Annotated in this window: 19 protein-coding genes, 1 tRNA gene, 1 pseudogene and 1 riboswitch; of the genes and pseudogenes, 11 read left to right on the top strand and 10 right to left on the bottom strand. The window is 62.6% G+C overall.

What is annotated here, in order from left to right:
* Positions 1-39: 39 nt before the first annotated feature.
* A complete protein-coding gene (locus ACE2AA_RS14100; RefSeq protein WP_141262068.1) occupies positions 40-441 on the bottom strand; it encodes a VOC family protein in 402 nt (133 codons plus the stop codon).
* A gap of 89 nt (positions 442-530) precedes the next feature.
* Between ACE2AA_RS14100 and ACE2AA_RS14095 the strand changes: the two genes are divergently transcribed.
* The 3 genes from ACE2AA_RS14095 to ACE2AA_RS14085 all read left to right on the top strand — a co-directional run bounded on the left by ACE2AA_RS14095 (position 531) and on the right by ACE2AA_RS14085 (position 3,658).
* Positions 531-1,175: a class I SAM-dependent methyltransferase gene (locus tag ACE2AA_RS14095; protein WP_141302228.1), complete on the top strand. Its 645-nt coding sequence runs from the start codon at positions 531-533 to the stop codon at positions 1,173-1,175.
* 163 nt (positions 1,176-1,338) lie between these two features.
* Complete coding sequence (locus ACE2AA_RS14090) at positions 1,339-3,198, top strand: hypothetical protein (RefSeq protein WP_395370206.1); 1,860 nt, start codon at positions 1,339-1,341, stop codon at positions 3,196-3,198.
* 157 nt (positions 3,199-3,355) lie between these two features.
* Positions 3,356-3,658: a hypothetical protein gene (locus tag ACE2AA_RS14085; RefSeq protein ID WP_141262209.1), complete on the top strand. Its 303-nt coding sequence runs from the start codon at positions 3,356-3,358 to the stop codon at positions 3,656-3,658.
* Positions 3,659-3,725: 67 nt separating this feature from the next.
* On the opposite strand, the pseudogene ACE2AA_RS14080 reads toward ACE2AA_RS14085, so the two are convergent.
* From ACE2AA_RS14080 to gcvT, 6 genes and pseudogenes are all read right to left on the bottom strand, one after another.
* Positions 3,726-4,394 (bottom strand): annotated as a pseudogene (locus tag ACE2AA_RS14080) (ABC transporter ATP-binding protein); the annotation flags it as partial.
* A gap of 74 nt (positions 4,395-4,468) precedes the next feature.
* Positions 4,469-5,476: a FecCD family ABC transporter permease gene (locus ACE2AA_RS14075; protein WP_395370204.1), complete on the bottom strand. Its 1,008-nt coding sequence runs from the start codon at positions 5,474-5,476 to the stop codon at positions 4,469-4,471.
* Complete coding sequence (locus tag ACE2AA_RS14070) at positions 5,473-6,492, bottom strand: ABC transporter substrate-binding protein (RefSeq protein ID WP_395372221.1); 1,020 nt, start codon at positions 6,490-6,492, stop codon at positions 5,473-5,475. Before ACE2AA_RS14070 ends, ACE2AA_RS14075 begins: the two co-directional genes overlap by 4 nt.
* 276 nt (positions 6,493-6,768) lie before the next feature.
* Positions 6,769-9,663, bottom strand: a complete 2,895-nt coding sequence (gene gcvP, locus ACE2AA_RS14065) for an aminomethyl-transferring glycine dehydrogenase (protein ID WP_395370202.1) — start codon at positions 9,661-9,663, stop codon at positions 6,769-6,771.
* A gap of 32 nt (positions 9,664-9,695) precedes the next feature.
* Entirely contained in the window at positions 9,696-10,061 is a 366-nt protein-coding gene (gene gcvH, locus ACE2AA_RS14060; protein ID WP_141262062.1) for a glycine cleavage system protein GcvH, read from the bottom strand.
* Between the two features lie 48 nt (positions 10,062-10,109).
* Positions 10,110-11,243, bottom strand: coding sequence for a glycine cleavage system aminomethyltransferase GcvT (gene gcvT / locus ACE2AA_RS14055; protein ID WP_395370201.1), 1,134 nt, complete (start codon positions 11,241-11,243; stop codon positions 10,110-10,112).
* A 259-nt stretch (positions 11,244-11,502) separates the two neighbouring features.
* A riboswitch (glycine riboswitch) is annotated at positions 11,503-11,590 on the bottom strand.
* Positions 11,591-11,713: 123 nt separating this feature from the next.
* Here gcvT and ACE2AA_RS14050 point away from each other — a divergent pair.
* Complete coding sequence (locus ACE2AA_RS14050; protein WP_141262060.1) at positions 11,714-12,025, top strand: putative quinol monooxygenase; 312 nt, start codon at positions 11,714-11,716, stop codon at positions 12,023-12,025.
* 80 nt (positions 12,026-12,105) lie between these two features.
* On the opposite strand, the gene speE is transcribed toward ACE2AA_RS14050, so the two are convergent.
* From speE to uvrA, 3 genes are all read right to left on the bottom strand, one after another.
* Entirely contained in the window at positions 12,106-12,966 is an 861-nt protein-coding gene (speE, locus tag ACE2AA_RS14045; RefSeq protein ID WP_141302218.1) for a polyamine aminopropyltransferase, read from the bottom strand.
* Positions 12,967-13,097: 131 nt separating this feature from the next.
* Complete coding sequence (gene speD, locus ACE2AA_RS14040) at positions 13,098-13,562, bottom strand: adenosylmethionine decarboxylase (RefSeq protein ID WP_025437442.1); 465 nt, start codon at positions 13,560-13,562, stop codon at positions 13,098-13,100.
* Between the two features lie 159 nt (positions 13,563-13,721).
* Positions 13,722-16,760, bottom strand: coding sequence for an excinuclease ABC subunit UvrA (uvrA, locus tag ACE2AA_RS14035; RefSeq protein WP_395370199.1), 3,039 nt, complete (start codon positions 16,758-16,760; stop codon positions 13,722-13,724).
* Positions 16,761-17,055: 295 nt separating this feature from the next.
* Here uvrA and ssb point away from each other — a divergent pair, with 295 nt between their 5' ends.
* The 7 genes from ssb (at position 17,056) to eda (ending at position 24,855) form a co-directional block, all read left to right on the top strand.
* Positions 17,056-17,586 carry a single-stranded DNA-binding protein gene (gene ssb / locus ACE2AA_RS14030; RefSeq protein WP_141262207.1) on the top strand — a complete coding sequence of 177 codons (531 nt, stop codon included), beginning with the start codon at positions 17,056-17,058 and terminating at the stop codon, positions 17,584-17,586.
* Positions 17,587-17,747: 161 nt separating this feature from the next.
* Positions 17,748-20,525 carry a DNA gyrase subunit A gene (gene gyrA / locus ACE2AA_RS14025; RefSeq protein ID WP_395370197.1) on the top strand — a complete coding sequence of 926 codons (2,778 nt, stop codon included), beginning with the start codon at positions 17,748-17,750 and terminating at the stop codon, positions 20,523-20,525.
* Positions 20,518-21,030, top strand: coding sequence for a pantetheine-phosphate adenylyltransferase (gene coaD, locus ACE2AA_RS14020; protein ID WP_141262056.1), 513 nt, complete (start codon positions 20,518-20,520; stop codon positions 21,028-21,030). The genes gyrA and coaD overlap by 8 nt, the downstream gene beginning before the upstream one ends.
* Positions 21,031-21,092: 62 nt before the next feature.
* Positions 21,093-21,584: a peptidylprolyl isomerase gene (locus ACE2AA_RS14015; RefSeq protein ID WP_141262055.1), complete on the top strand. Its 492-nt coding sequence runs from the start codon at positions 21,093-21,095 to the stop codon at positions 21,582-21,584.
* Positions 21,585-21,813: 229 nt separating this feature from the next.
* Positions 21,814-21,889, top strand: a tRNA-Lys gene (locus ACE2AA_RS14010).
* A 467-nt stretch (positions 21,890-22,356) separates the two neighbouring features.
* Positions 22,357-24,195 carry a phosphogluconate dehydratase gene (gene edd, locus ACE2AA_RS14005; RefSeq protein WP_141302214.1) on the top strand — a complete coding sequence of 613 codons (1,839 nt, stop codon included), beginning with the start codon at positions 22,357-22,359 and terminating at the stop codon, positions 24,193-24,195.
* 45 nt (positions 24,196-24,240) lie between these two features.
* Entirely contained in the window at positions 24,241-24,855 is a 615-nt protein-coding gene (eda, locus tag ACE2AA_RS14000; RefSeq protein ID WP_141262053.1) for a bifunctional 4-hydroxy-2-oxoglutarate aldolase/2-dehydro-3-deoxy-phosphogluconate aldolase, read from the top strand.
* The last annotated feature ends 107 nt before the right edge of the window (positions 24,856-24,962 follow it).

Below are 24,962 nucleotides of genomic sequence, written 5' to 3'. Positions count from 1 at the left end.
GAGCGGGATGACACCCCGCGCGCGGCCTTGCAAGCCCGATCAGAGAAAACGCCCCGGCCGACCGCGCTGCAATACTTCAATCCTGTAGCCATCCGGGTCGGCAATGAAAAAGAACCGCCCCACGAACCGCTCCCCGCACGACATGTCCCTGACCGCCAGCGGCGACAGCCCGGCCGCCACAAGACGGGCATGTTCCCCGTCCACATCCGCGACCGAAACCGCCAGGTGACCATAGCCATCGCCCAGGTCATAGGGCGTGGTGCGGTCGTGGTTGACGGTCAGTTCCAGTTCGAACGTCTGTTCGTCATTGGACAGGTAGATAAGGGTGAAAGTATCGAAAACAAGCCGGTCGGCCACCTTCAGACCGAAAGCCGTATCATAGAATGCAAGGCTCGCGGCTTCATCACGCACGCGGATCATCGAATGGATCATACGGGCCATTCTGCTTTTCTCCTGTTCCCTACGGCCGGGCGCGTGATACTACGCCCACCGCATATGGCGTTGTTACTTCCGTACTGTCTGGCACATTCATGAACGACCTGCACGGGTTCCACCCGCATTCCTTCACTGCCGCATCGAATGAATCCGATACGGTATTCTATTCCCGCAGGCCCGCAGGTCCCATGCTGGACCAGGGCGCGCTTACGGCCATTACCGCGCTGTACCGCACGCTGCTGCCCGAAGATGGCAATATCCTTGACCTCATGGCCGGTCCGGACAGCCACCTGCCACCCGACATGGAATTTGACAGCGTGATCGGCATAGGCGTCAACACGCAGGCGCTGGACAGCAATCCGCGCCTGACCGACCGGGTGGTGGAAGACATAAACGAAACGCCCGACCTGCCACTGGCAGATGAAAGCATGGATGCAGCCCTGCTGTGCGATGTTGCGCCCTACCTGCGCCAGCCCGTGCATGTCTTTCGCGAAATTGCCCGCGTGCTGCAACCCGGTGGCCTGATCATCATTACATTCGGCGACCGTTTCATCCCGCAGAAGGCCACGGCGCTGTGGCAGGCGCTGGATGAGGGGGACCGCCGCCGCATGCTGTCGATCCTGCTGCAACGCGCAGGCTTTGGCCCGGTGGATAATGGCAACGTCTCCCCTGCCCCCGAGGACCTGTTCTGGCATGACGCCGTTCATGCCATGACGGCGCGCCGTCCTGACATTTTGTAACATAAAACCAATAATACGGCCCTGCCCGTTACATTATCGTCCTGATACACAGCATCGGGCCATAGGTTGGACCGATATTAAAAGAAATTATCATTTACCCCTTTATTCAGAAATGTTTTGACATATATTCTGTGTAACCTGATTTGGGGCCCCCTGGCAGTACATGCGGATTCCGTCTTTTTCCATAACCCGGCCTGTGCGTCTGTCACACGTGCTGATGGTGTGTTCCGTTCTGGCCCCGTTTCCTGCCTGGGCTGACGAAGATCCAGAATCACTGGATATCATGGAACGCCAGATGGAGCAGCTGCAGCAGCAGCAGATGGCATTGCAGAAAAGCCTGCAGGCCATGCGCCAGCAGATCATCCAGCACCGCGCCCAGTTGGGCGGTACCGCAGCCCATGGCGGTCACCCGCTGGAGGTCACGGGATCGGGCGGGCATGTACGCGGCGGCTGGACCCCGGTGGAAGGACACGCCCCCGCATCGTCCCAGACGGCGGGGATCGAACCCATGGCGCGCCCGCGCATTGGCGGCCATTCCGACCCGGTATCCGAACTGGGCGACCAGCCGACCTATGAATCGGTCGTGGCGCACCGTGAGGAAGACCTGATTTCCCACATGGCCAACAACAATGTCGGCCCGCATAACCGTGAAACGGTGGGGGCGCAGTCGGCTGGCGCCCTGGGCAGCAAGGTGTTTCACCTTGGTCCCGTGTCCATCATCCTTGGTGGTTTCTTCGATGCGGCGGCACTGGTGGAAAACCGGCAGGTTTCATCGGGCATTTTCAACTACTGGAACGCCATTCCCTTCCGCAACAGCTCGAATTTCCACACCACCAATTTCAATGGCGATGCGCGGTATTCGCGCTTCTCGCTCATGGCGCGGGGACAGCTTAACCCGCACCTGACGGTGGCGGGGTTCGTGGAAACGGATTTTGGCGCCAGTGCCGAAACGACCAATCCGTATGAAAGCAATTCCTACGTGCCCCGGCTGCGACAGGCTTACCTGACGCTGGATGATTCGCACGCCAACATGCATTTCCTGATCGGTCAGGCCTGGACCATGCTGACGCCTGACCGCGTGGGTATCGTGCCCCGACAGGAAAGCCTGCCCGAAACGATCGAATCCTCCATCCTTGCGGGACAGACATGGTCACGACAGTGGCAGCTGCGCGTGGTCAAGGATTTCATGAACCACCGTGTGTGGACAGGTTTCTCGATTGAAAACCCAGCCACCATCTATGATACGACCGGCTTCTCCGCGTCGGGGGATAACGGGGAATACAGCCTGCCCGGCAGCGGCAACTATGCCAAGGTCGGTTCCAACGGTGTGGGGCTGAGCAGCAACACCACCAATTATTCCAACGAAATCGCCCCCGACATCATCGGCAAGGTGGCATGGGACCCGACATGGGGCCATTACGAAATCGAGGGACTGCTGCACTTTCCCCACGACCGTTCCGTCATCAATGGCGTAGGCGAAAACCATACCGCCATCGCATGGGGGGCTGGCGGGTCGATGATCCTGCCGGTCATTCCCCACCGGCTGGAAGTGCGGCTGGCAGGACTGGCGGGCCGGGGCATAGGCCGTTACGGCTCGGTCCTGCTGCCTGATGCCACGCTGCGGGCCAATGGCGCGCCCGCCCTGCTATCCAGCGCGCAGACAACCGCGGGCGTGATCGCGCATCCGAACAAGGTGCTCGACGTCTATGGCTATTTCGGCATGCAGCGTTCAGGCCGCAGCTATTTTGATTCAGATGGCACGGCCTATGGCTATGGCAACCCGCTGGCAAACAACACCGGCTGCGAAACCGAAGGGTCAGAGGCCTGCGTCGCCAACATCCGTTCGGTGGAGGAATTCACCATCGGCGCATGGTACCGCTTCATCCACGGCCAGTATGGCACGGTGCAGGCGGGCACGCAGCTGGCCTATTCGCGTGTGCATACATGGGGGGGCATGGGTGGCGCGCCGACAACCAGCCTGAGCGAAATCTTCTTTGACTTCCGTTACCTGCCATTCCAGTAATCGCCCCCTTTCTGCGGGAGATATTGCGTCCGGCATGGAAAAGGAGGAAGGTGGCCCACAATCGGGGATGATGGAAAGGCCAGCACTCATGTCAATCAGGTTACGGCACTTGGTTCTGCTGGGTGTATTATGTGCCCCTGTCATGCCGGGTGTAGCGATGGCTGATGCCGGGCATGCCGACGCTGGCAACGAAGATCCCGGTGAAGCCTCGCAGCGTCATTTTTCCATGCACCAGCTTTCCAAAAAGCCACCCCTGCCCCGGCTGCACATGGATTACAGCCAGTACCGCTACATCCCGCCGGGTGACAGGATCAAGGAACAGCCGGACCTGAACCGTCTGCTGTTCTGGACCCCGTCGGGGGAGCCGGACGGCTATGCGGAACGACGAGGCACCGCCGTCCTGTATTATGACCGCACTGGCAAGGCCGTGCGTGTTGATACCAACCCGTACGGTCGCTAAAATACTGTTTTAAAATGAACGTTTTTGGGTGCCGCCTTTTTGAAAAAAGCTTCACCAGAAACTTGCTTCAGTTTTCTGCCTGCTGCTGTGGCACATAAAGCTGGTCCAGCATGGACGGTACCAGCAGGGATGCAGCCGGTCCATCCGCCATGACCCGGCCATGACGCAGCAGGATGGCCCGATCAAATATACCAGCAGCCTGAACCGGGTCATGCGTGGTGGCGACAATGGCGTGGCCCTGTGCCGCCAGCCTGCGCAGCAGGGCGTACAGCCGCAGCTTCTGCCCGTAATCAAGGCCGGTTTCCGGTTCATCCAGGATCAGGATGCGGCCCCCCTGCGCCAGCGCGCGGGCCAGCAGCACGGCCTGCCGTTCCCCACCCGACAGTTCGGTATAGGGCCGCGTGGCAAGATGGATTATCGACAGTTCCGCCAGTGCATGTGTCACCGCTTCCCGGTCGCGTTCATGCAGCGTGGGGGCAAACGGCGTTTCCGCAAGTCGCCCCATGCCCACGATATCGCGCACGCTATAAGGAAACAGCGGCACATGCCCCTGCGGCACATAGGCGATGCGACGGGCGACCTCACGCCGGGACCAGTCCACCATGGGCTTTCCATCCAGCCAGACCTGCCCTGAATCCGGGCGGGCAAGGCCCAGCAGCAGGCGTAGCAGCGTGGTCTTGCCCGCACCATTCGGCCCCAGCAGGGCCGTCATTTCCCCCGTGCGGATACCCAGCGAGACATCATGCAGCACCGTGCGACGTCCCCGGTGGAAACCTGCATGCTCCATCCACAGGATGGCGCCATCCCCGTTCATGCCCGCCACCCGCGCCGCAACAGCGGCAGCACCGCGACAAACACAGCCACTCCCAGCAGATCGGCAATCAGGCCCACGGGTATTTCCTCCGCCGACAGGGTGCGCGCCAGATCGTCACACACCAGCAGGAACATTGCGCCGATGCACGCACTGATCGGCAGTACGCGCATGTTGCATGGCCCGACCAGCAGGCGCGCGACATGGGGTACCACAAGCCCCACCCAGCCAATCATGCCCGCAACCGCAACCGTCATGGCCGCCAGCACCGTGGCCCCGCCAATCACCCCGTATCGCAGCGCCATGACCGGAATACCCAGCGTGCGCGCTTCCTCATCCCCCATGGCCAGCCCGTCCAGCATCCGCCCACAGGCCGACAGCAGCACGATCCCCACCACGACCGGCCCCACCAGCACGCCCAGCGCCTGCGGTGTCACCTGCGTCAGGCTGCCCAGCAGCCAGAATACGATATCGGGCAACTGGTTCTGCGGGTCTGCCACGTATTTGAGCAGTGACAGCAGCGCGGTAAACAGCGCCGAACTGATCAGCCCGCCGAATATCAGCATCAGCATGGATGCAGCGTCGAACATCTGTGCCACCCCCACCCCGAACGCCACCGCCGCCAGACCACCGAAAAAGGACAGAGCCGCCACACCCGCATGCCCCATGCTCCATACAATGCCCAGCGCCGCCCCCATGCCAGCCCCTGCCAGCACGCCAAGCAGCCCGGGGGAAACCAGCGGATTGCGAAACACTGCCTGATACGCGGCCCCCGCGACCGACAGCGCAGCCCCCACGCATATCGCCCCCCCTATCCGGGGCAGGCGCGCACCGAACAGGACAGTATGCACCATGTCACCATTTGCCGAGGCATACCCAGCCGTCAGCAGGGCATGCAGTACCTGCCCCGGCTGCAGTGGAAAACGCCCGATACAGGCCGACAGAACCGCCAGCACCACCAGACCGGCGCCACACAGGCACCCGACCACGCGCACGCGCAGGATCACGGTGTGCCGCTCGCCATGGATTCGGGCGGCTGGCCCGCAAGGATACGGGCCGCGTCCTGCGCACTCAGTGCATAATGAAAATAGGTATCGTAGAATTCACGTGTCAGCAGCAGCGGATCCACATCACCAAACAGGTCGGGATGCAGGATCTTCGCAGCCCAGCTGATCTGTAGCGGCAGTTCGCTGCCATACCGGTCCCACGGGAAAACACCCGACGGATTGTTATGCACCCTGCCCTCACGCACCGCGCGCAGGCGCTGCCACATCCCGCCATCAGCCGCAGGGTCCAGCGTGCCGCAATCGGGACCAAGGATGATGACATCCGGATCCCATGCCGCCACCTGCTCGACCGAAACAGGCTTCATATTGCCGCTTACGCCCCGTGCGGCGTTACGGCCACCGGCAAGGGTGATCCATTCATCAACAATGCTGTCCGTCCCATCTACCTTCAGCGGGTGCAGCGACTGGACATGCAGCACGCGCGGGCGCTGCGCATCCGCCACACCGGACAGCCGGTCCCGCGCATCATTGACGGTCTGTCGCATCATGGTGCGGTAACGGGTGGCGGTCGCATGCGCCTGTTCGGTACCCAGGGCCGCTGCTGTCATGTCCATGACCCGCAGCAGTCCGTCCACATCATGGAAGGAGGCGACAAGCGTTGGCACCCCCACTCCACGGAACGCCGCGATGGCAGCCGAGGCATCAGGCACGAATACCAGATCCACCCTGTCCTGCAGCAGGGTTTCGGCATTGACCTGCGGACCGTTGACGGCGCGGGCCTGATAGAGGGCGGGAAAGACCCTGTACATCCATGGCCGCGCCTGCGGGCGGTCCACGGTCATGACAATCTGCCTTGCCCCACCCAGCATCAGCACCAGTTCGTTATGGGCGAACCACAGGTCGGCAATCCGCGCGGGGTGGTCAGGCACGGACTGGGTCACGCCCGCCATGTCCGTCACGTCCCGCGCCATGGCGGGTGACGGGACAGGGATGCCTGCCGCGATCGTGCAGGCCATTACCCCGATACCCAGCCAGCGTGTGCCCCATTCCACCGTAATGTTTCCTTCCCGCAGTCCGTGTATTGTATCGCAACAGATATATACATGAACCACCGGGACGCAATCAGCCCCGAAGAAAGGTTTTCTGACAAATCACCCTGAAAAAAGGCTGAAAACAAAAGAAGTTTCTGATGAGGCTTTTTGCAGAAAACTTCATCAGAACGCTCCTTTTTACACAGGACGGCAGGCAGAAACCCTTGTTATTTCCGGCCAGCCCGTTGTTCTGAAATACCCCTAACCAGCATAGGTGCTGATATCGGGACATGAACAGACAAGGTTGCGATCCCCATAGGCATTATCCAGCCGGTTGACCGGGGACCAGTATTTGCTGGCCGCCACCACAGCCCCCGGCAGGCTGGCCTGCGCGCGGTCATAGACATGGGCCCAGTCCGGGTCGGTCACGTCACGCACGGTATGCGGGGCGTGGCGCAGGGGACTGTCGTCGATGGTCAGCACGCCATTTTCAACCGCCGTGATTTCGGCGCGGATGGCGATCATCGCATCACAGAAGCGGTCCAGTTCGGCCCGGCTTTCGGATTCTGTGGGTTCGATCATGAATGTACCCGCCACCGGAAAGCTGACCGTAGGCGCATGGAACCCGTGGTCGATTAGGCGTTTGGCGATGTCATCCACCGTAACGCCGACCTTATCCTTCAGCGGGCGCAGGTCGATGATGCATTCATGCGCAACCCGCCCGTTCGCGCCGCGGTACAGCACGGGATAATGTGACGACAGCCGGGTTGCGATGTAGTTGGAATTCAGGATCGCGACCTCGGTCGCACGCTTCAGTCCCGCATCACCCATCATGACCATGTACATCCACGAAATGGGCAGAACATCGGCGGACCCGAAGGGGGCTGCCGAAATGGCATTGGCCTCACCCTTCTGCGGCGCGCCCGGCAGGTAGGGGGCCAGATGCGCGCCCACCCCGATCGGCCCCATGCCGGGGCCACCGCCACCATGCGGAATGCAGAAGGTCTTGTGCAGGTTGAAATGGCTGACATCCCCGCCATACACGCCCGGCTGCGCAAGACCGACCTGCGCGTTCAGGTTCGCGCCATCGACATACACCTGCCCACCTGCCGCGTGCACCAGTGCGCAGATTTCGCGCACGTTGTCTTCAAACACACCATGGGTGGAAGGATAGGTAATCATGATCGCGGCCAGATCGTCGGCGTGTTTCGCGATCTTGGCCTTCAGGTCGTCAATATCGACATTACCCTGCGGATCGCACGCCACCACCACGATACGCATGCCCGCCATCTGCGCCGATGCGGGATTCGTGCCGTGCGCCGATGCCGGGATCAGGCATACGTCACGCCCTATGTCGCCACGTGCATGGTGATAGCCGCGAATGGCCATAAGCCCCGCGAACTCCCCCTGTGCGCCGGAATTGGGCTGGAGCGAGACAGCGGCATAACCGCTGATCTGGCACAGCATCCGCTCAAGGTCGGTAAACAGACGGGCATAACCGCGCATCTGGTCCGCTGGCGCGAAGGGATGGATATTGCAGAATTCCGGCCATGTGATCGGCAGCATTTCCGCCGTGGCGTTCAGCTTCATGGTGCATGACCCCAGCGGGATCATGGAACGGTCCAGCGCCAGGTCACGATCGGCAAGGCGGCGCAGGTAACGCAGCATGTCGGTTTCCGACCGGCAGGCGGAAAAGATGGGCTGGGTCAGCATTGTGCCCGTGCGGGCAAGGCCTGCGGGGATGGGGCTGGCGATATCGGCAAGGCTGGCCTCGACCTGCCCGACCTTCGTCGCGTCGCCGCTCACGCTGGCCCAGACCGCGCGCACCGTGTCTGGCGTGGTGGTTTCATCAAGGCTTATGCCCACATGCGTCGCGTCCACGCGGCGCAGGTTCATGCCCGCATCCAGAGCACGCGCCATCACGGCGTCCGTATCCGCGCCGGTTTCAACCGTAACCGTATCAAAGAACGCCGTTGTCACAACCGTTGCACCCAGCGCACGCAGGCCTGCTGCCATGATCGTGGCAAGCCTGTTGATGCGCGTGGCGATGGCCCTCAGGCCCACCGGGCCATGGTACAGCGCATACATGGACGACACGATGGCGGGCAGCGCCTGTGCGGTGCAGATGTTCGATGTCGCCTTTTCACGGCGGATATGCTGCTCACGCGTCTGCAGCGCCAGACGGTAGGCGGGATTGCCGCGCGAATCGATGGACACGCCCACGATCCGCCCCGGAATATTGCGGCGGAACGCATCACGCGTCGCCATATAGGCCGCATGCGGGCCACCCGCCCCCATGGGCATGCCGTAACGCTGCATGGACCCGATGGCGATATCCGCCCCCAGTGCGCCGGGGCTTTCCAGCAGCATCAGCGCCATGGGGTCCGCCGCGACACCCGCAATCGCGCCCGTCGCGTGCAGGCTTTCGATCCATGCGCGCGGATCGCGGATTTCCCCCGATGATCCCGGATACTGGAACAGCGCGCCAAACACCGCCTGCGGGTCCAGATCGGTAGCGGGATCACCCACCACGACCTGCCAGCCCATCGGTTCGGCACGGGTGCGCACGACCGCGATGGTCTGCGGGTGACAGTCGGCATCGATGAAAAAGGCATTCGCCCTGGTCTTGGCCACGCGGCGGGCCATGGCCATGGCTTCGGCAGCTGCCGTCCCCTCATCCAGCAGCGAGGCATTGGCCACGTCCAGCCCGCTCAGTTCGATCACCAGCGTCTGGAAGTTCAGCAGTGCTTCCAGCCGTCCCTGGCTGATTTCGGGCTGGTACGGGGTATAGGCCGTATACCAGGCCGGGTTTTCCAGCACGTTGCGCTGGATTACGCCGGGCAGGATCGTATCGTAATACCCCTGCCCGATCAGCGATGTCAGAACCCGGTTTTCCGCCGCAATCGCGCGCAGACGGGCCAGTGCGACATGTTCGGGCACGCCCGCGCCAAGGCCCATGGCCCCCGACAGGCGGATATTGCCCGGCACTGTCTGCGCCATAAGCGTATCGAGGCTGTCCGCCCCCACCACACGTAGCATGTCGGCCACATCATTGGCATCCGGTCCGACATGACGGGTGCAGAACGCACCGGCATCATCACCCAGACCATGCCACAGGGAAGAAGAACCACAGGGGGAAGACGTCACGGCCAGCATACTCCGTAAAGCAGGGGAAACAGGTGGGAAGATCAGCCAACCAGTGCGGTATAGGTGGCCTTGTCCATCAGACCCGCAAGCTGGGATGCATCCGCAATGGTCATGCGCACGATCCAGCCTTCACCTTCCGGGTCACGATTGACCAGGGCCGCGTCATCACCCAGCGCATCGTTGAACGCCAGCACGTCACCCGTTACCGGCGCGTAGATATCGGACGCAGCCTTGACCGATTCCACCACGGCCACGCTGTCGCCCTGTTCCACCGTCGTGCCGGGATCGCGGGCTTCGGCAAAGACCAGTTCGCCCAGTTCATTCGCCGCATGGGCGGTAATGCCGACAACCGCGACATCGCCCTCAACGCGCAGCCACTCATGTTCCTTGGTGTAATAAACAGTCATGTCCATGCTCCATTGATCTGAAATATGTCTGAAAAAACAGGGAAAACCCTAGCGTTTGAAGGTCGCCGCCACGAAGGGCAGCGCCGTCACCACCATCGGCAGCAACCGGCCACGCACGCTGGCGAACAGTGATGCGCCGATGGCTGCATGGTCGGCCGCCACATACCCCATGGCGACGGGCCCCCCCACGCTGGGGCCAAATGCACCCGACGTCACATAACCGGCTGGCTGCGTGCCCGCTTCATCGGCGAACAGTTCGGCCCCGCCACGGACTGGCGCACGCCCCTGCGCACGCAGCCCCACACGGCGGCGCGTCGTGCCATCCGTCAACTGCTCGGCCATGATCGCAGCCCCCGGATAACCACCGGCCCGCGCACCACCGGGTTTACGGCTTTTCTGGATGGACCATTCAAGGGCGGCCTCAACCGGGGTGGTGGTCTGGTCGATATCGGACCCGTACAGGCACAGCCCGGCTTCCAGCCGCAGGCTGTCACGCGCACCAAGGCCGACAGGCGCGACATCGGGATGGGCCAGCAGGGCACGGGCCACGGTGAGCGCCCCGTCTTCCGCCATGCCGATTTCAAAACCGTCCTCACCCGTATAGCCGGACCGCGAGACGATGCAGGAAACACCCGCCAGTTCCATCTGCGCCACGTCCATGAAACGCATTCCGGCGGCTTTGGGATCAAGGGCAACAAGGGCTGCTTCCGCCGCTGGCCCCTGCAGCGCGATCAGGGCACGATCGGCCAGCATTTCCACATCACAGCTGGCATTCAGCGCGTCATGCACATGCGCGAAATCGGCATCCCTGCACGCGGCATTGACCACCAGCAGCAGCCAGTCACCCATGTTGGTGACCATCAGGTCGTCGCTAATGCCGCCATCCGCCGTCGTGAACACGGCATAACGCTGGCGACCGGGTTTCAGGCCAACGATATCGGCGGGCACCAGCGCCTCCAGCGCATGGGCGGCGTCCGCGATCTGGCCGGATTTCGGGCGGATGCGCACCTGCCCCATGTGCGAGACATCGAACAGTCCCGCCTTCGCCCGGGTGTGCAGGTGTTCGGCCATGACACCGGCAGGATACTGTACCGGCATGTCATAGCCCGCGAACGGCACCATCCGTGCGCCGAGTTCAAGGTGAAGGTCGTAAAGCGGCGTACGCAGCAGGGGCTGGTTCATGCGGGCTGGGCCTTGTGCAGGTCCGCATGCGCGCAGGCAGCCCCACATGCACGGCATGCGGACAACGTGGCACGGTACGCGCCAGCGGAACAGGGAACGGAAAACGGGGACAGGGGAAAAACACGGGCAGGCAACGGCGTGAACATGCGGGACTCCTGTCGAATCCGGATGGATTCAAAGAGCCCCTTCTGTCGCATGTGCCTGAGATCGTTATCCCGTCGGCGGATATCCGGGTCAGGGATACCTCTTTCCAGAATTCTTGGCCGACCGGTCCTTTGGCCTGAGAGTTTCCGGGGCGGTTGCTCCTTCGGCGCTGGCGCGAAGCCAGTCTCTCCCGTGTCGACAGAGCTGACTTGACATGACCGGATGCGCCAAGTCAATCCATGAAAACCATCCCGGCTTCAGGACGCCGCCCCCCCTGCATTCAGGCATGACGTTCTGGACACGTAATGTAAAAAGGATACATCCCCATGACCACAAGCCCGCTGACCATCGTGGCCGAATTCCGAATTCCTGCTGAAAACCGTGACCACTTCCTTGAACTGTGCGCCTATGACAGCGCGCATTCCGTGGCGGATGAAAGCGGCTGCCAGCGATTTGAAGCAGTCAGCCCGATGGATGACCCGCAGACCGTCATCCTGGTGGAAGTCTATGATGATGAAGCCGCATTCGAGACCCATCTCGCCACCCCCCACTTCAAGGTCTTTGAAGTGGCCGTGAAGGAGCTGGGCGCGGAACTGGTCAGCCTGCGCAAGACCGCGCGTATTGCGCCCAGGTCCTGACTGTCAGCCTGACGCCGCAACGAAAAAAGGCCGGAGGGGTTTTTCCCTCCGGCCTTTTTCATGTCATCGGCGTCATACGTTCAGCGCGGCAGGTTCTTCGCGATATAGGGCGGCAGGGTGAAGGATGCGACGTGCATTTCCGGCGTCCAGTACCGCGTATGCGCAATGCCGGCCTTCTGCGCGCGCGCGCGGATCACATCAACCGGCTGCTGCCCCGGCACAAGGCCCTTGGCCGCGACACCCAGCGTCATGAAACCGCCGACATAGGTGGGGACCGCCGCGACATAGGCCGAAACATGGTCGAAAAACTGCGCGCGGCGCGCACTGGTATCGCGCAGTTCATCCGCCTGCATGAACGGCACGCCACACTGGTTCACGATAATGCCGTTGGCCGTCAGGATGCGGGCGCAGTGTTTGTAGAACGAATCGGTAAACAGCACTTCCCCAACCCCGATCGGGTCGGTGCTGTCCACGATGATGACATCAAACGACCCGTCTGCCGCATTGGTCACATATTCGATCCCGTCGCCCACGATCACCTCGGCGCGCGGATCGTTCCATGCGTTCCCCGCGATGGAAGGCAGGAATTCCTTGGACAGTGCGATCACGTCACCGTCGATCTCGACCATTACGGCCTTTTCCACGGTGCCATGTTCCAGCACGCGCCGCAGCACGCCGCCATCACCCGCGCCGATAATCAGCACGCGCTTCGCATCGCCATGCTCCAGCAGCGGCACATGGGTCAGCATTTCCTGATAGACGAATTCATCGCGTTCCGTGATCTGGACCACGCCATCCAGCATCAGCACGCGGCCGAGATCGACGTTCTCGAACACGGCGATATCCTGGAACGCGCTTTTTTTGCGCGCCAGCATCCGGTCCACACGCAGTTCCTGCCGCCAGCCTTCGTACAGGCCTTCGCTGATCCACTCACGGGACATTGCGATCCCCCTTTCGTCCTATATCAATGCACATGAAAAAGCGCGGGCCGGAAATCAATCCGGCCCGACACTTGCGTTTTGTCGTGAAAGTCACACCGGGACATGGTGAACCCTGCCCCGGCCACAGCCGGCTAAAGCTGCACGCGCCCCCGGCGCTGCTCATCCACCTCGATCCGGCCGGCCTGGAACAGGCGCTGCATGACCGGGATCGCAAGATGCGGATCGCATGCCCCACACATGAAAATATCCACGGCGGCAAAGTTCCGCTCGGGCCATGTGTGGATCGAGATATGGCTTTCCGCCAGCACGACCACGCCCGACACGCCCCCATTGGGCGTGAAGTGATGGAAGTGACTGTGCAAGATCGTAGCCCCTGCCGTCACGGCGGCTTCACACAGGGTACGGTCGATCTGCTCGGGATCATCAAGATTCCGGGCATCCCAAAGATCGACAAGAAGGTGCGTTCCCGCAAACTTCATTCCGTCTTTTTCGACGAAATAATCCTTCCGGTCGTCCTCGGACGAAAACGGCGCTGAAGAGATCTGGTTATCGCTCGGGTGTTCCGAGACCATCCCCAGTTGAGCAAGTGCGTTCATCACGTACCCCCAAACCAGTAGACAGCCTGTTGGGCAAGATTGCCCCCTTGGGCCAAGAGAGGCGCTGATAGGGCCTGCGGGCCTTGTGGCGCAAGTGTTTTTCGCACCCCCGCCAAAGTTTTTTTCCCACCCACCCACAGCGCCTGCAAAAACAGACGTCTATTTTACAGGTTTACGACCGGTTTTTGCCGGTTTCCCCTTCTTTTTCGCGGATTCCGGCGCTTTGGCCGCTGTGGCTTTTTTGCCGCGTGCCTTTGCCCCGGCCGCAGGCTTCCCATCCGTTGCGGGAACCGGCACAAGCGGCTTATGGTCCAGCAGCGGGCGCAGGAATCGCCCTGTATGGCTGTCGGGGCTGGCGGCGACCTGTTCGGGCGTGCCGCAGGCCACGATCCGGCCACCGCCATCACCGCCCTCCGGTCCCATGTCGATTACCCAGTCGGCGGTCTTGATGACCTCCAGGTTATGTTCGATCACCACGACCGTGTTGCCCTGGTCCACCAGTGCGTGCAGCACCTCCAGCAGCTTGCGCACGTCCTCTGTATGCAAACCAGTGGTTGGTTCATCCAGAATATAGAGCGTGCGTCCCGTGGCCCGGCGCGCCAGTTCCTTGGACAGCTTGACGCGCTGCGCCTCGCCGCCCGACAGCGTGGTGGCCTGCTGGCCAAGGGCGACGTAGCCCAACCCCACCTTCTGCAATATGGCCAGCCGGTCGCGGATACGCGGCACGGCAGAGAAATAGGGCAGCGCCTCATCTACCGACATGGCCAGCACGTCGGCAATCGACTTGCCCCGGAACTTCACATCCAGCGTCTCGCGGTTGTAGCGCGCACCCTTGCAGGTATCACAGGTGACGAACACGTCAGGCAGGAAGTGCATCTCGATCTTCAGCACCCCGTCGCCCTGACACGCCTCGCACCGCCCGCCCTTGACGTTGAACGAGAAGCGGCCGGGCTTGTAGCCGCGCGCCTTGCTTTCGGGCAGCTCGGCAAACCAGTCGCGGATGGGACCGAACAGGTCTGTATAGGTGGCGGGGTTGGAACGCGGCGTGCGGCCAATGGGCGACTGATCGATATCGATGATCTTGTCCAGCTGGTCCAGCCCGTCGATGGCCGTATAGGGCGCGGGGTTCTGCCCCGATCCCATAAGCCTGCGCGACAGGGCCTTGTACAGCGTGTCGATCACCAGCGTGGACTTGCCGCCGCCCGAAACCCCGGTCACGCAGGTAAAGGTGCCCAGCGGAAACCTGGCCGTAACATCCTTGAGGTTGTTGCCCGTCGCCCCCCGCAGCACCAGTTCGCGCCCGGGGTCGATGTCCCGGCGTTTTGCAGGCACGGGAATGCATTTGCGCCCTGACAGGTATGCCCCGGTCAGGCTGTCGGGGTTTTCGGCCACTTCCTGCGGCGTGCCGGCGGCCACGACCGTGCCGCCATTCACGCCCGCACCCGGCCCCATGTCGATCAGCCAGTCGGCGGCGCGGATCGCGTCCTCGTCATGTTCGACCACGATCAGGGTATTACCCAGCTTTTTCAGCCGGTCCAGCGTGCCCAGCAGGCGTTCATTGTCACGCTGGTGCAACCCGATGGAGGGTTCATCAAGCACATACAGCACGCCCGTCAGGCCCGAACCGATCTGGCTGGCCAGGCGGATGCGCTGGCTTTCACCGCCCGACAGCGTGGCCGACCCGCGTGACAGGGTCAGGTAATCCAGCCCCACATCATCAAGGAAGCGCAGCCGGTCGAGGATTTCACGCAATATGCGGTGCGCGATCTCGGCCCGCTGGGGCGTCAGTGTCGCTTCCACCGTGCCGAACCAGTCCAGCGCCTTGCGGATGGGCATGTCGGATGCCTGCGCGATGTTCAGCCCAGCCACCTTGACCGACAGCGCCTCTGGCCGCAGTCGCGCGCCGCCGCACACATGGCATGGCTTTTCTGACTGGTAGCGCGACAGTTCCTCGCGCACCCATACGCTGTCGGTTTCCGCCATGCGGCGGCGCAGGTTCCTGACCACGCCCTCGAACGGTTTGGTCAGGCTGTAGGCACGGCGGTCGTCACGATAGGTGAACTCGATCGGGTCTTTCCCACCTTCCAGGATCACGTCCCGCACGCCTTCGGGCAGGTCTTCCCATGGTGTATCCATCGACACGCCGTAATGCTTCGCGATGGAAGCCAGTGTCTGGGTATAGTAAGGACTCTGGGCGTTACGCCACGGAGCAATGGCGCCCGCAGCCAGCGAAAGCGATTCGTCCGGCACGATCAGGCGCGGGTCGAAAAAGGTTTCCTGCCCGATGCCATCACAGGCCGGGCATGCCCCCTGCGGCGCATTGAAGGAAAACAGGCGTGGTTCGACTTCCTCCAGCGTGAAACCGCTGACGGGACAGGCGAAGCGGGATGAGAAGACCGTGCGCGGAGCGTCCTCGCCCGCCGGTGCGTTCTTCACCACCTCTTCGGCATAGACCAGGCCGTCGGACAGGCCGAGCGCCGTCTCAAAACTGTCGGCCAGACGGGTTTCAATGCCTTCCTTGACCACAATGCGGTCCACCACCGCTTCGACCGTATGACGCAGGCGGCGATTGAGTTCGGGCACCTCGTCAATCGTATACAGCGTACCGTCCACCTTCACGCGGGTGAAACCCTTGCGCTGCAGTTCGGCCAGTTCCTTCCTGCACTCCCCCTTGCGGTCACGCAGCACCGGGGCCAGAAGCATGAGGCGCGTGCCCTCGGGCATGGCCATGACGCGATCGACCATCTGGCTGATTGTCTGCGCCTCGATCGGCAGGCCGGTGGCAGGTGAATACGGCACGCCCGCGCGTGCCCATAGCAGGCGCATGTAGTCATGCACCTCGGTCACGGTGCCGACGGTGGAGCGGGGATTTTTTGATGTCGTCTTCTGTTCGATGGAGATCGCGGGCGACAGCCCCTCGATCGAATCGACATCTGGTTTCCCCATAAGCTCCAGGAACTGCCGCGCATAGGCTGACAGGCTTTCGACGTACCGGCGCTGGCCTTCGGCATAGATGGTGTCAAACGCCAGTGACGATTTGCCAGACCCGGACAGCCCGGTCATGACCGTCAGCGCGTCACGCGGTATGTCGATATCGACATTCTTCAGGTTATGTGCCCGTGCCCCGCGCACACGGATGGATTGCGGGCTGACATGCTGTGCCGCCGGAACCTGTTCCGGACGCGAAGAAACGCTCATGAACTCTCCCTGTTCCGTTCCCGTGCGGGAAAGCGGATACCGGCCGCCATTTCGGGCCACACCATATCTGGTCCTGATGGTCCATTACGACAAGGGCGACAATGCACCGGCCTGCATGCGCATGCCATCCTGCGGCACGATAGCGATCTCCTTCCCGCACTCGCAATTCCAAGTCGTATCCGGTAAGATCGCCGCACCTATTTCGCCACGATCGCCATCCGGCGGCCCGTGGCGGCATCTGGCGGCGGGCATGGCCCGCTGCCGGTCCCATACTCGAACTGCAGCAGGACAGCATATGGCGGGCAGCGTCAACAAAGTCATTCTGGTCGGTAACCTGGGCAAGGACCCCGAAGTCCGGAACAGCCAGAGCGGGGCGAAGATCGTCTCGCTGACATTGGCCACAAGCGACACATGGAATGACCGCGCATCGGGTGAGCGGCGCGAACGGACGGAATGGCACCGTGTCGTCATCTTCAACGAACGCATTGGCGACGTGGCCGAGCGTTTCCTGCGCAAGGGCCGCAAGGTCTATCTGGAAGGTTCGCTCCAGACCCGCAAATGGACCGACCAGAGCGGCCAGGACCGCTACACCACCGAAGTGGTGGTGGACCGCTTCCGTGGCGACCTTGTCCTGCTGGACAGCAACCGTGGCGGTGACGCCGGTGGTGGCGATGACATGGGCGGTGGCTATGGCGGCGGTGGCGGCTACAGCGCACCCGCGCGCCAGCAGCCCCAGCGTAACGAACGTCCCGCCACGGGTGGCGGTGGCGGCGGCTGGGATGCGCCCGCCGGCGGCAGCGACCTGGACGACGAAATCCCGTTCTAGGCCCGCCTTACCCCCCGTGTGGCGCTTCGCTGCGGGGGGCAAGACATGCTATACACACGCAGGGACATGATGGCCGCGCCCCGGCCATAGCCTTGCCTTCCGTTCCACCCCCGTACCCGCACGGCCACGGGGGTGGATAACCCTGACATGACGGAACTGCCTTGACCGAGATACCCGACGATCCCCTGCCCCCGTCCGACATGCTGCCGGTCACGATCGAGGAGGAAATGCGCTCCTCCTACCTCGCTTACGCGATGTCCGTCATTGTCAGCCGCGCCCTGCCGGACGTGCGCGACGGGCTGAAGCCGGTGCATCGCCGCATCCTGTATTCCATGCGCGAAAGCGGGTTCACCCACGACAAGCCCTATCGCAAATCGGCCCGCGCGGTCGGTGACGTGATGGGTAAATATCATCCGCATGGCGACTCCTCCATCTATGACGCCATGGTGCGCATGGCGCAGTCGTGGTCGATGCGGGTGAAACTGATCGACGGGCAGGGCAATTTCGGGTCGGTGGACGGGGATTCGCCCGCCGCCATGCGTTATACCGAAGCGCGCCTGGCCAAGGCCGCATCCTTCCTGCTGGATGACATCGACCGCGATACCGTCGATTTCCAGCCCAACTATGATGAAAGCGAGCAGGAACCCACAATCCTGCCCGCCGCCTTCCCCAACCTTCTGGTCAATGGCGCATCGGGCATCGCGGTGGGCATGGCGACCAACATCCCGCCTCACAACCCCACCGAGATCATTGACGCGACCCTTGCGCTGATCGCGCGTCCCGACATGACGCTGGACGACCTTCTGGAATACGTGCCGGGTCCGGACTTCCCCACCGGGGGCACCATCCTTGGCCGTGCCGGCATCCGCAGCGCGTTCGAGACGGGTCGCGGGTCGGTCATCATCCGCGCCAAGGCCGAGATCGAGGAAATCCGCAAGGATCGCCGCGCCATCATCGTGACCGAAATCCCCTATCAGGTGAACAAGTCCACGCTGCAGGAACGCATTGCCGACCTGGTGCGCACCAAGCAGGTCGAGGGCATTTCCGACATCCGTGACGAAAGCGACCGTTCGGGCATGCGCATCGTCATCGAAATCAAGCGCGAGGCGACGCCGGAAGTGGTGCTGAACCAGCTCTACCGCTTCACGCAGCTCCAGACCTCGTTTGGCGTGAACATGCTGGCCCTTGATGGCGGGCAGCCGCGCCTTATGGGCCTGAAAGACGTGCTGGAAGCGTTCATCCGCTTCCGTGAGGACGTGATCCTGCGCCGCGCGCGCTTTGACCTGAACAAGGCGCGTGACCGTGGTCATCTGCTGGTCGGCCTTGTCATCGCGGTGGCCAATATCGACGCGGTGATCGCGCTGATCCGCGCGGCCCCCGACACGGCATCCGCCCGGGCGGCCCTGATGGCGCGTGCATGGGACGCGGCCGACGTGGCGCCGCTGCTGGAACTGATCCATGACGAGGGCAATGTCATCATCGATGGCAAGGTCCACCTGACGGAAGCACAGGCGCGCGGCATTCTGGAACTGCGCCTGCAGCGCCTGACCGGGCTGGAACGTGACAAGATCCAGAGCGAACTGTCCGAAGTGGCTGTCAGGATCAACGACCTGCTGGACATCATCGCCAGCCGCCCGCGCCGCATGGAAGTCATGCGCACCGAGCTGGCCACCATCCGCGCCGAACTGGCCACGCCGCGTGCGACCGACATTGCCGATTACGCCGGTGACCAGACCGATGAAAGCCTGATCGAGCCGGGACAGATGGTCGTCACCATCACGCGCGAAGGCTTCATCAAGCGCACGCCGCTGGATGTGTTCCGCGCGCAGAACCGCGGCGGGCGTGGCCGGACGGCCGCGGGACGGCGTGGTGACGACATCATCGTGCGCTCGTTCAACGCGCATACGCACCAGTGGGTACTGTTCTTCTCCTCTGGCGGCAAGGCGTATCGGGAAAAGGTCTGGCGCCTGCCCGAAGCCAGCCCCACCGCCAAGGGCCGCGCACTGGTCAACCTGCTGCCCGACCTGGGCAGTGACACGATCACCGCCGTCCTGCCCCTGCCGCAGGATGAGGAGTTGTGGGAAAACCTGCACCTTGTCTTTGCAACCGCATCGGGCAGCGTGCGGCGTAACCGGCTGAGCGATTTCCGCAACATCCGCTCGTCGGGCCTGATCGCCATGAAGCTGGATGAAGATGACCGCCTGATCGGAGTCGCCACCTGCCGCGAAGGTCAGGACGTGTTCCTTGGCACCCGCAACGCGCGCTGCATCCGATTCCAGATCACCGATGACACGCTGCGTGTGTTCGCCGGTCGTGGCAGCTCGGGCGTACGTGGCATAAGGCTGGCCGAAGGCGACAGCGTAAACAGCCTGTGCGTGCTCAACCACGTCGAGGCCACGGTAGAGGAACGCGCCGCCTACCTGCGCATGGCCAATGCCCGCCGCCGGGCCGAGGCCGCCATGGAAGGCGATGAAGCGGAAGACACCGTGGTTTCGGATGAAGGCGAAGCCACGGGCGACCTGCCCCTGTCCCCCGAACGCTTTGCCGAACTGGAAGCGGCGGAGGAAGTGCTGCTGATCGTCAGCAACGCGGGCTATGGCCGCCGGTCCTCGGCCTATGATTACCGCGTCAGCGGACGTGGCGGGCAGGGCATCAACAACATGACCTTCTCCGCCAACAAGCGCGGCAACGCAGTGGTTGCAACGCTGCCGGTTCTGGCGGGCACGGACATCATGCTGGTGACTGATGCGGGCCGCCTGATCCGCCTGCCCATCAACCAGGTGCGTATCATGTCGCGCCAGGCCAGTGGCGTAACCCTGTTCCGCCTGAACGACACGGAAGAAGTCACCAGCGTCTTCCCGGTCATGGATGACGGGGAAGACGGTGAGGAAGGCGAGGTAACCGATGCCCCCACCCGCGATGCAGGGCAGGATGACTGAGGCCACCACCATCCGGACGGGATTCTACCCCGGCACGTTCGATCCCGTGACCAGCGGGCACATGGATATCATCGAACGTGCGGCCGGGCTGGTTGACCGGCTGGTGATCGGGGTTGCGGAAAACCGGGACAAGCACCCCCTCCTCCCGCTGGAGGAACGGCTTTTGTGCCTGCGCACCGATATCGAACCGCTGAATGCCGGGCGCGCCATCCCCGTTACCGTGGTCGGTTTTACCGGGCTGGTGGTGCATGCGGCGCGTACGCATGGGGCGCATGCAATCATTCGCGGGCTGCGGGCGGTTGCGGATTTCGAATATGAGAACCAGATGTTTGGTATGAACCAGCATATGGCACCGGACATTGACGCGCTGTTCCTGATGGCGCGGGAGGGGCACCAGTACATCTCCTCCCGGCTGGTCAAGGAAATCGCCCGGCTGGATGGGGACATTTCCGGTTTTGTCCCACCCTTTACCCGCAGGCACATTCTCAGCCGCCTGCGTGGCTGATGGAGCGGGGCCGCGCGTATGGTCCCGGTCCTCCCACCCTTCACTTTACGAAACGGATCACGATGTCTGCTACAGAAAACAAGTCCGACCTGATCAACATGGATCTCAAGACAGGACGGGTGGTGATCCGCCTGCGTCCCGACATTGCCCCGCTGGCGGCCGAGCGTATCCGCACGCTGGCAGCGGAAGGGTTTTATGACAACACCCCCTTCCACCGCGTGATCCACGGCTTCATGGCGCAGGGCGGCGACCCGACGGGCACCGGCACATCGGGCAGCAAGCTGCCGGATCTGAAAGCCGAGTTCACCAACAAGGCCAAGTTCGAACGCGGCACGGTCGGCATGGCCCGCACCATGAACCCCGACAGCGCGAACAGCCAGTTCTTCATCATGTTCGAACCCTCCCCGCACCTTGATGGCCAGTACACCATCGTGGGTCAGGTGATCGAAGGCATGGACCATATTGACAAGGTCAAGCGTGGTGCAGGCCAGAGCGGCATGGTTCAGGACCCCGACCGCATCATCAAGATGCGCCCGGCTGACGCCGAAGCCTGATTTGACGGACACGGCCGGACAGCGCGCCCCATGCGACGCGACTGCCCGGCCAGTGGGCTGTAGCCGGTGGCCTGACGCCCATGGCGCGCGCCACCGGCGCCACAGCCTGTTTTTGCTGGCCTTATGCGGCCACGCACAGGTTGACACCCCCGCCGGGGATGTTTAGAGACCTGCGCAAGGCGTTACGCCACGGGTTTTACCGTTGCGGACCCCTTCATACAGGTGATGTGAGCCGGTAGCTCAGTCGGTAGAGCATTCGACTTTTAATCGAATGGTCGTGGGTTCGAATCCCACCCGGCTCACCATTCCCTGTCTTCCTTTTTTACATGCAATGCCGCCTGTCCCTTCAGGCCCCGCGCCATTTCCGGACGTTGGAACCTGTTGTCGGGCACGTTCGCGCACCGTGGTGCGAACCTGTGGTTTCATGGTCCAATTTACTGAAATACAATACTTTATGCGCCATCCACCGGTCTGGCGCATGGGACATCATGGCCTGTATCCGGACCATCGGGGCGGGACACGCGGGATGTTTTTGCGTGCCCATAGATATATGGATGTTCGATCCAATAATTAAGTTATCTATTTGTGATTATTTTTATAATTTTATGTCTTGAACTTCCTATATTTTTTCAAATAAATGACCATTCGCCATGCGGTCACAGGATATTCGCACATTCCGACCGCTTTTAAACCCGCTGTCGTTGCCGGTGCAATGGATGGCGAACCTGCCTACCCCGCTTGCGGGCAGGCCTATCAATGTCTGTGAGATACCATGAGCCTGCATCCCGTCCTGACCGCCGTGACCGAACGGGTCATTTCCCGTTCGGCCCGTACCCGTCGCGCGTATCTGGACCTGATCGCGCGTGAGCGTGAAAACGGTATCAGCCGCCCCCGTCTGGCCTGTGGCAACCTTGCGCACGCCATCGCGGCGTCCGGTGATGACAAGACGGGACTGCGGTCGGCACGCGGCATGAATATCGGGATCATTACGTCGTATAACGACATGCTGTCCGCCCATCAGCCCTATGGCCGTTATCCCGACCAGATCAAGCTGTTCGCGCGCGAAGTGGGTGGCACGGCACAGGTGGCAGGGGCGACCCCCGCCATGTGCGACGGCGTGACGCAGGGGCAACCGGGGATGGAAATTTCCCTGTTCAGCCGTGACGTGATCGCCATGTCCACGGCAGTGGGGCTGAGCCACGGCATGTACGAGGGAGTCACGATGCTGGGCATCTGTGACAAGATTGTGCCCGGCCTGCTGATCGGCGCGCTGCGCTTTGGCCACCTGCCCACCATCCTGATCCCCTCCGGCCCGATGCCATCGGGCCTGCCCAACAGCGAAAAGCAGCGCATCCGCCAGCTTTATGCCGAAGGCAAGGTAGACAAGGAACGCCTGATGGATGCGGAATCCGATTCCTACCATGCAGCGGGCACCTGCACGTTCTACGGCACGGCCAACACCAACCAGATGCTGATGGAAGTCATGGGTCTGCACCTGCCCGGTTCATCCTTCGTGCCGCCCAACACGAAGCTACGGCAGGAACTGACGCGGGCGGCCGTCCACCGGCTGAGCGAAATCGGCACACGTGGCGAGGACTATCGCCCGCTGGGCCTGTGCGTGGATGAACGCGCCATCGTCAATGCCGCCGTTGGCCTGCTGGCCACGGGCGGGTCCACCAACCTTGCCATTCACCTGCCCGCCATAGCGCGGGCTGCTGGTATCGTGATCGACTGGGGCGACCTTGACCATCTGTCCTCCGTCGTGCCGCAGCTGACCCGCGTCTATCCCAACGGGTCGGCGGACGTGAACGCCTTCCACGCGGTAGGCGGCATGCCCAGCCTGATTGGCTCGCTGCTGGACGCGGGGCTGCTGCATCCCGACATCATGACCGTAGCCCGTGGCGGCTTTGCCGAATACCGCAAGAAGCCCTGCATGAAGGACGACACGCTGGCATGGGAAGAAGCCGGTCCTTCCACCGATGACACCATCCTGCGCGCGCCCGCCAACCCGTTTCGTGCCGATGGCGGCATGAAGGTAATGGAAGGCAATCTGGGACGCGGCATTTACAAGACCAGTTCCGTCGCCCCCGAACGCTGGACGATCGAGGCCCCGGCCGCCGTATTCGACCATCAGGAAGACGTGCTGAAAGCCTTCAGGGACGGAAAGCTGGACCGGGATGTGGTTGTCGTCGTGCGCTTTCAGGGACCGGCCGCCAACGGCATGCCCGAACTGCACAAGCTGACGCCGACGCTGGCGGTGCTGCAGGACCGGGGACACAAGGTGGCGCTGGTGACCGACGGCCGCATGTCGGGTGCCAGCGGCAAGGTGCCCGCCGCCATTCATATCGGCCCCGAAGCCTATGTCGGCGGTCCGCTGTCGCTGCTGCGCGATGGGGATATGGTGCGTGTATGTGCGCAAACGGGCCAGATTGATGTGCTGGTGTCGGCCACGGAACTGGCAAACCGCACGCCATCGCGCCCGCCCGCACCGCAGTTCGGCACGGGGCGCGAGCTGTTCGCGCTCATGCGCGCAAATGTGGACATGCCCGAACAGGGAGCATCGGCCATCCTTGCCTCCATGGACCACATGGCGGCACAAGAAGACGCCTGAATCCGGCGCATGCGCCGCGAACCGTTGTGAAAAAGGGAGGCCGACATGGCCCGCATTGAAGACATCATGACCCTTGCCCCGGTTATCCCGGTGCTGGTCATCCACGATCCCGCCCATGCCCGCCCGGTGGCCGAAGCCCTGGTGGCCGGTGGCCTGCGCGCGCTGGAAGTCACCCTGCGCACCGAATGCGCGCTGGAAGTCATTGCCGAAATGGCGAAGGTGGAAGGTGCCGTCGTGGGCGCTGGCACCGTGCTGAATGGCGATGACCTGAAAAGTTCGGTTGACGCGGGTGCCCGCTTTATCGTCAGCCCCGGCCTGACCGCCAATGTCGCCCATGCCGCAAACGCGTGCGACGTCCCGCTGCTGCCCGGCACGGCCAATGCCAGCGACATCATGCGCGGGCTGGATCTGGGACTGACGCATTTCAAATTCTTCCCCGCCGTCGCGGCAGGTGGCATTCCGGCGCTGAAGGCCCTGTCCGCCCCGTTCGGTCAGGCGCGTTTCTGCCCCACTGGCGGCATCAAGGCTGATACCGCAGCCGAATGGCTGGGCCTGCCATCTGTCCTGTGCGTGGGTGGATCGTGGCTGGTGCCCACGGGCACGCCTGATGTCGCGGCGATTACGGCACGCGCGAAGCAGGCCGCCGCACTCAAGGTCTGATACCCCATAACAAATTGATAAAAACAAAAGTTCCGGGTGCCGCCTTTTCCCAAAAAGGCGGCATTCTTTCCGAATCTTTTTTCGAAAAGCTTCGCCAAAAACTTTCT

This window comes from Komagataeibacter diospyri, assembly GCF_043995075.1.
Taxonomy (GTDB): Bacteria; Pseudomonadota; Alphaproteobacteria; order Acetobacterales; family Acetobacteraceae; genus Komagataeibacter; species Komagataeibacter diospyri.
This window is presented reverse-complemented; position numbering and strand designations above follow the sequence as displayed.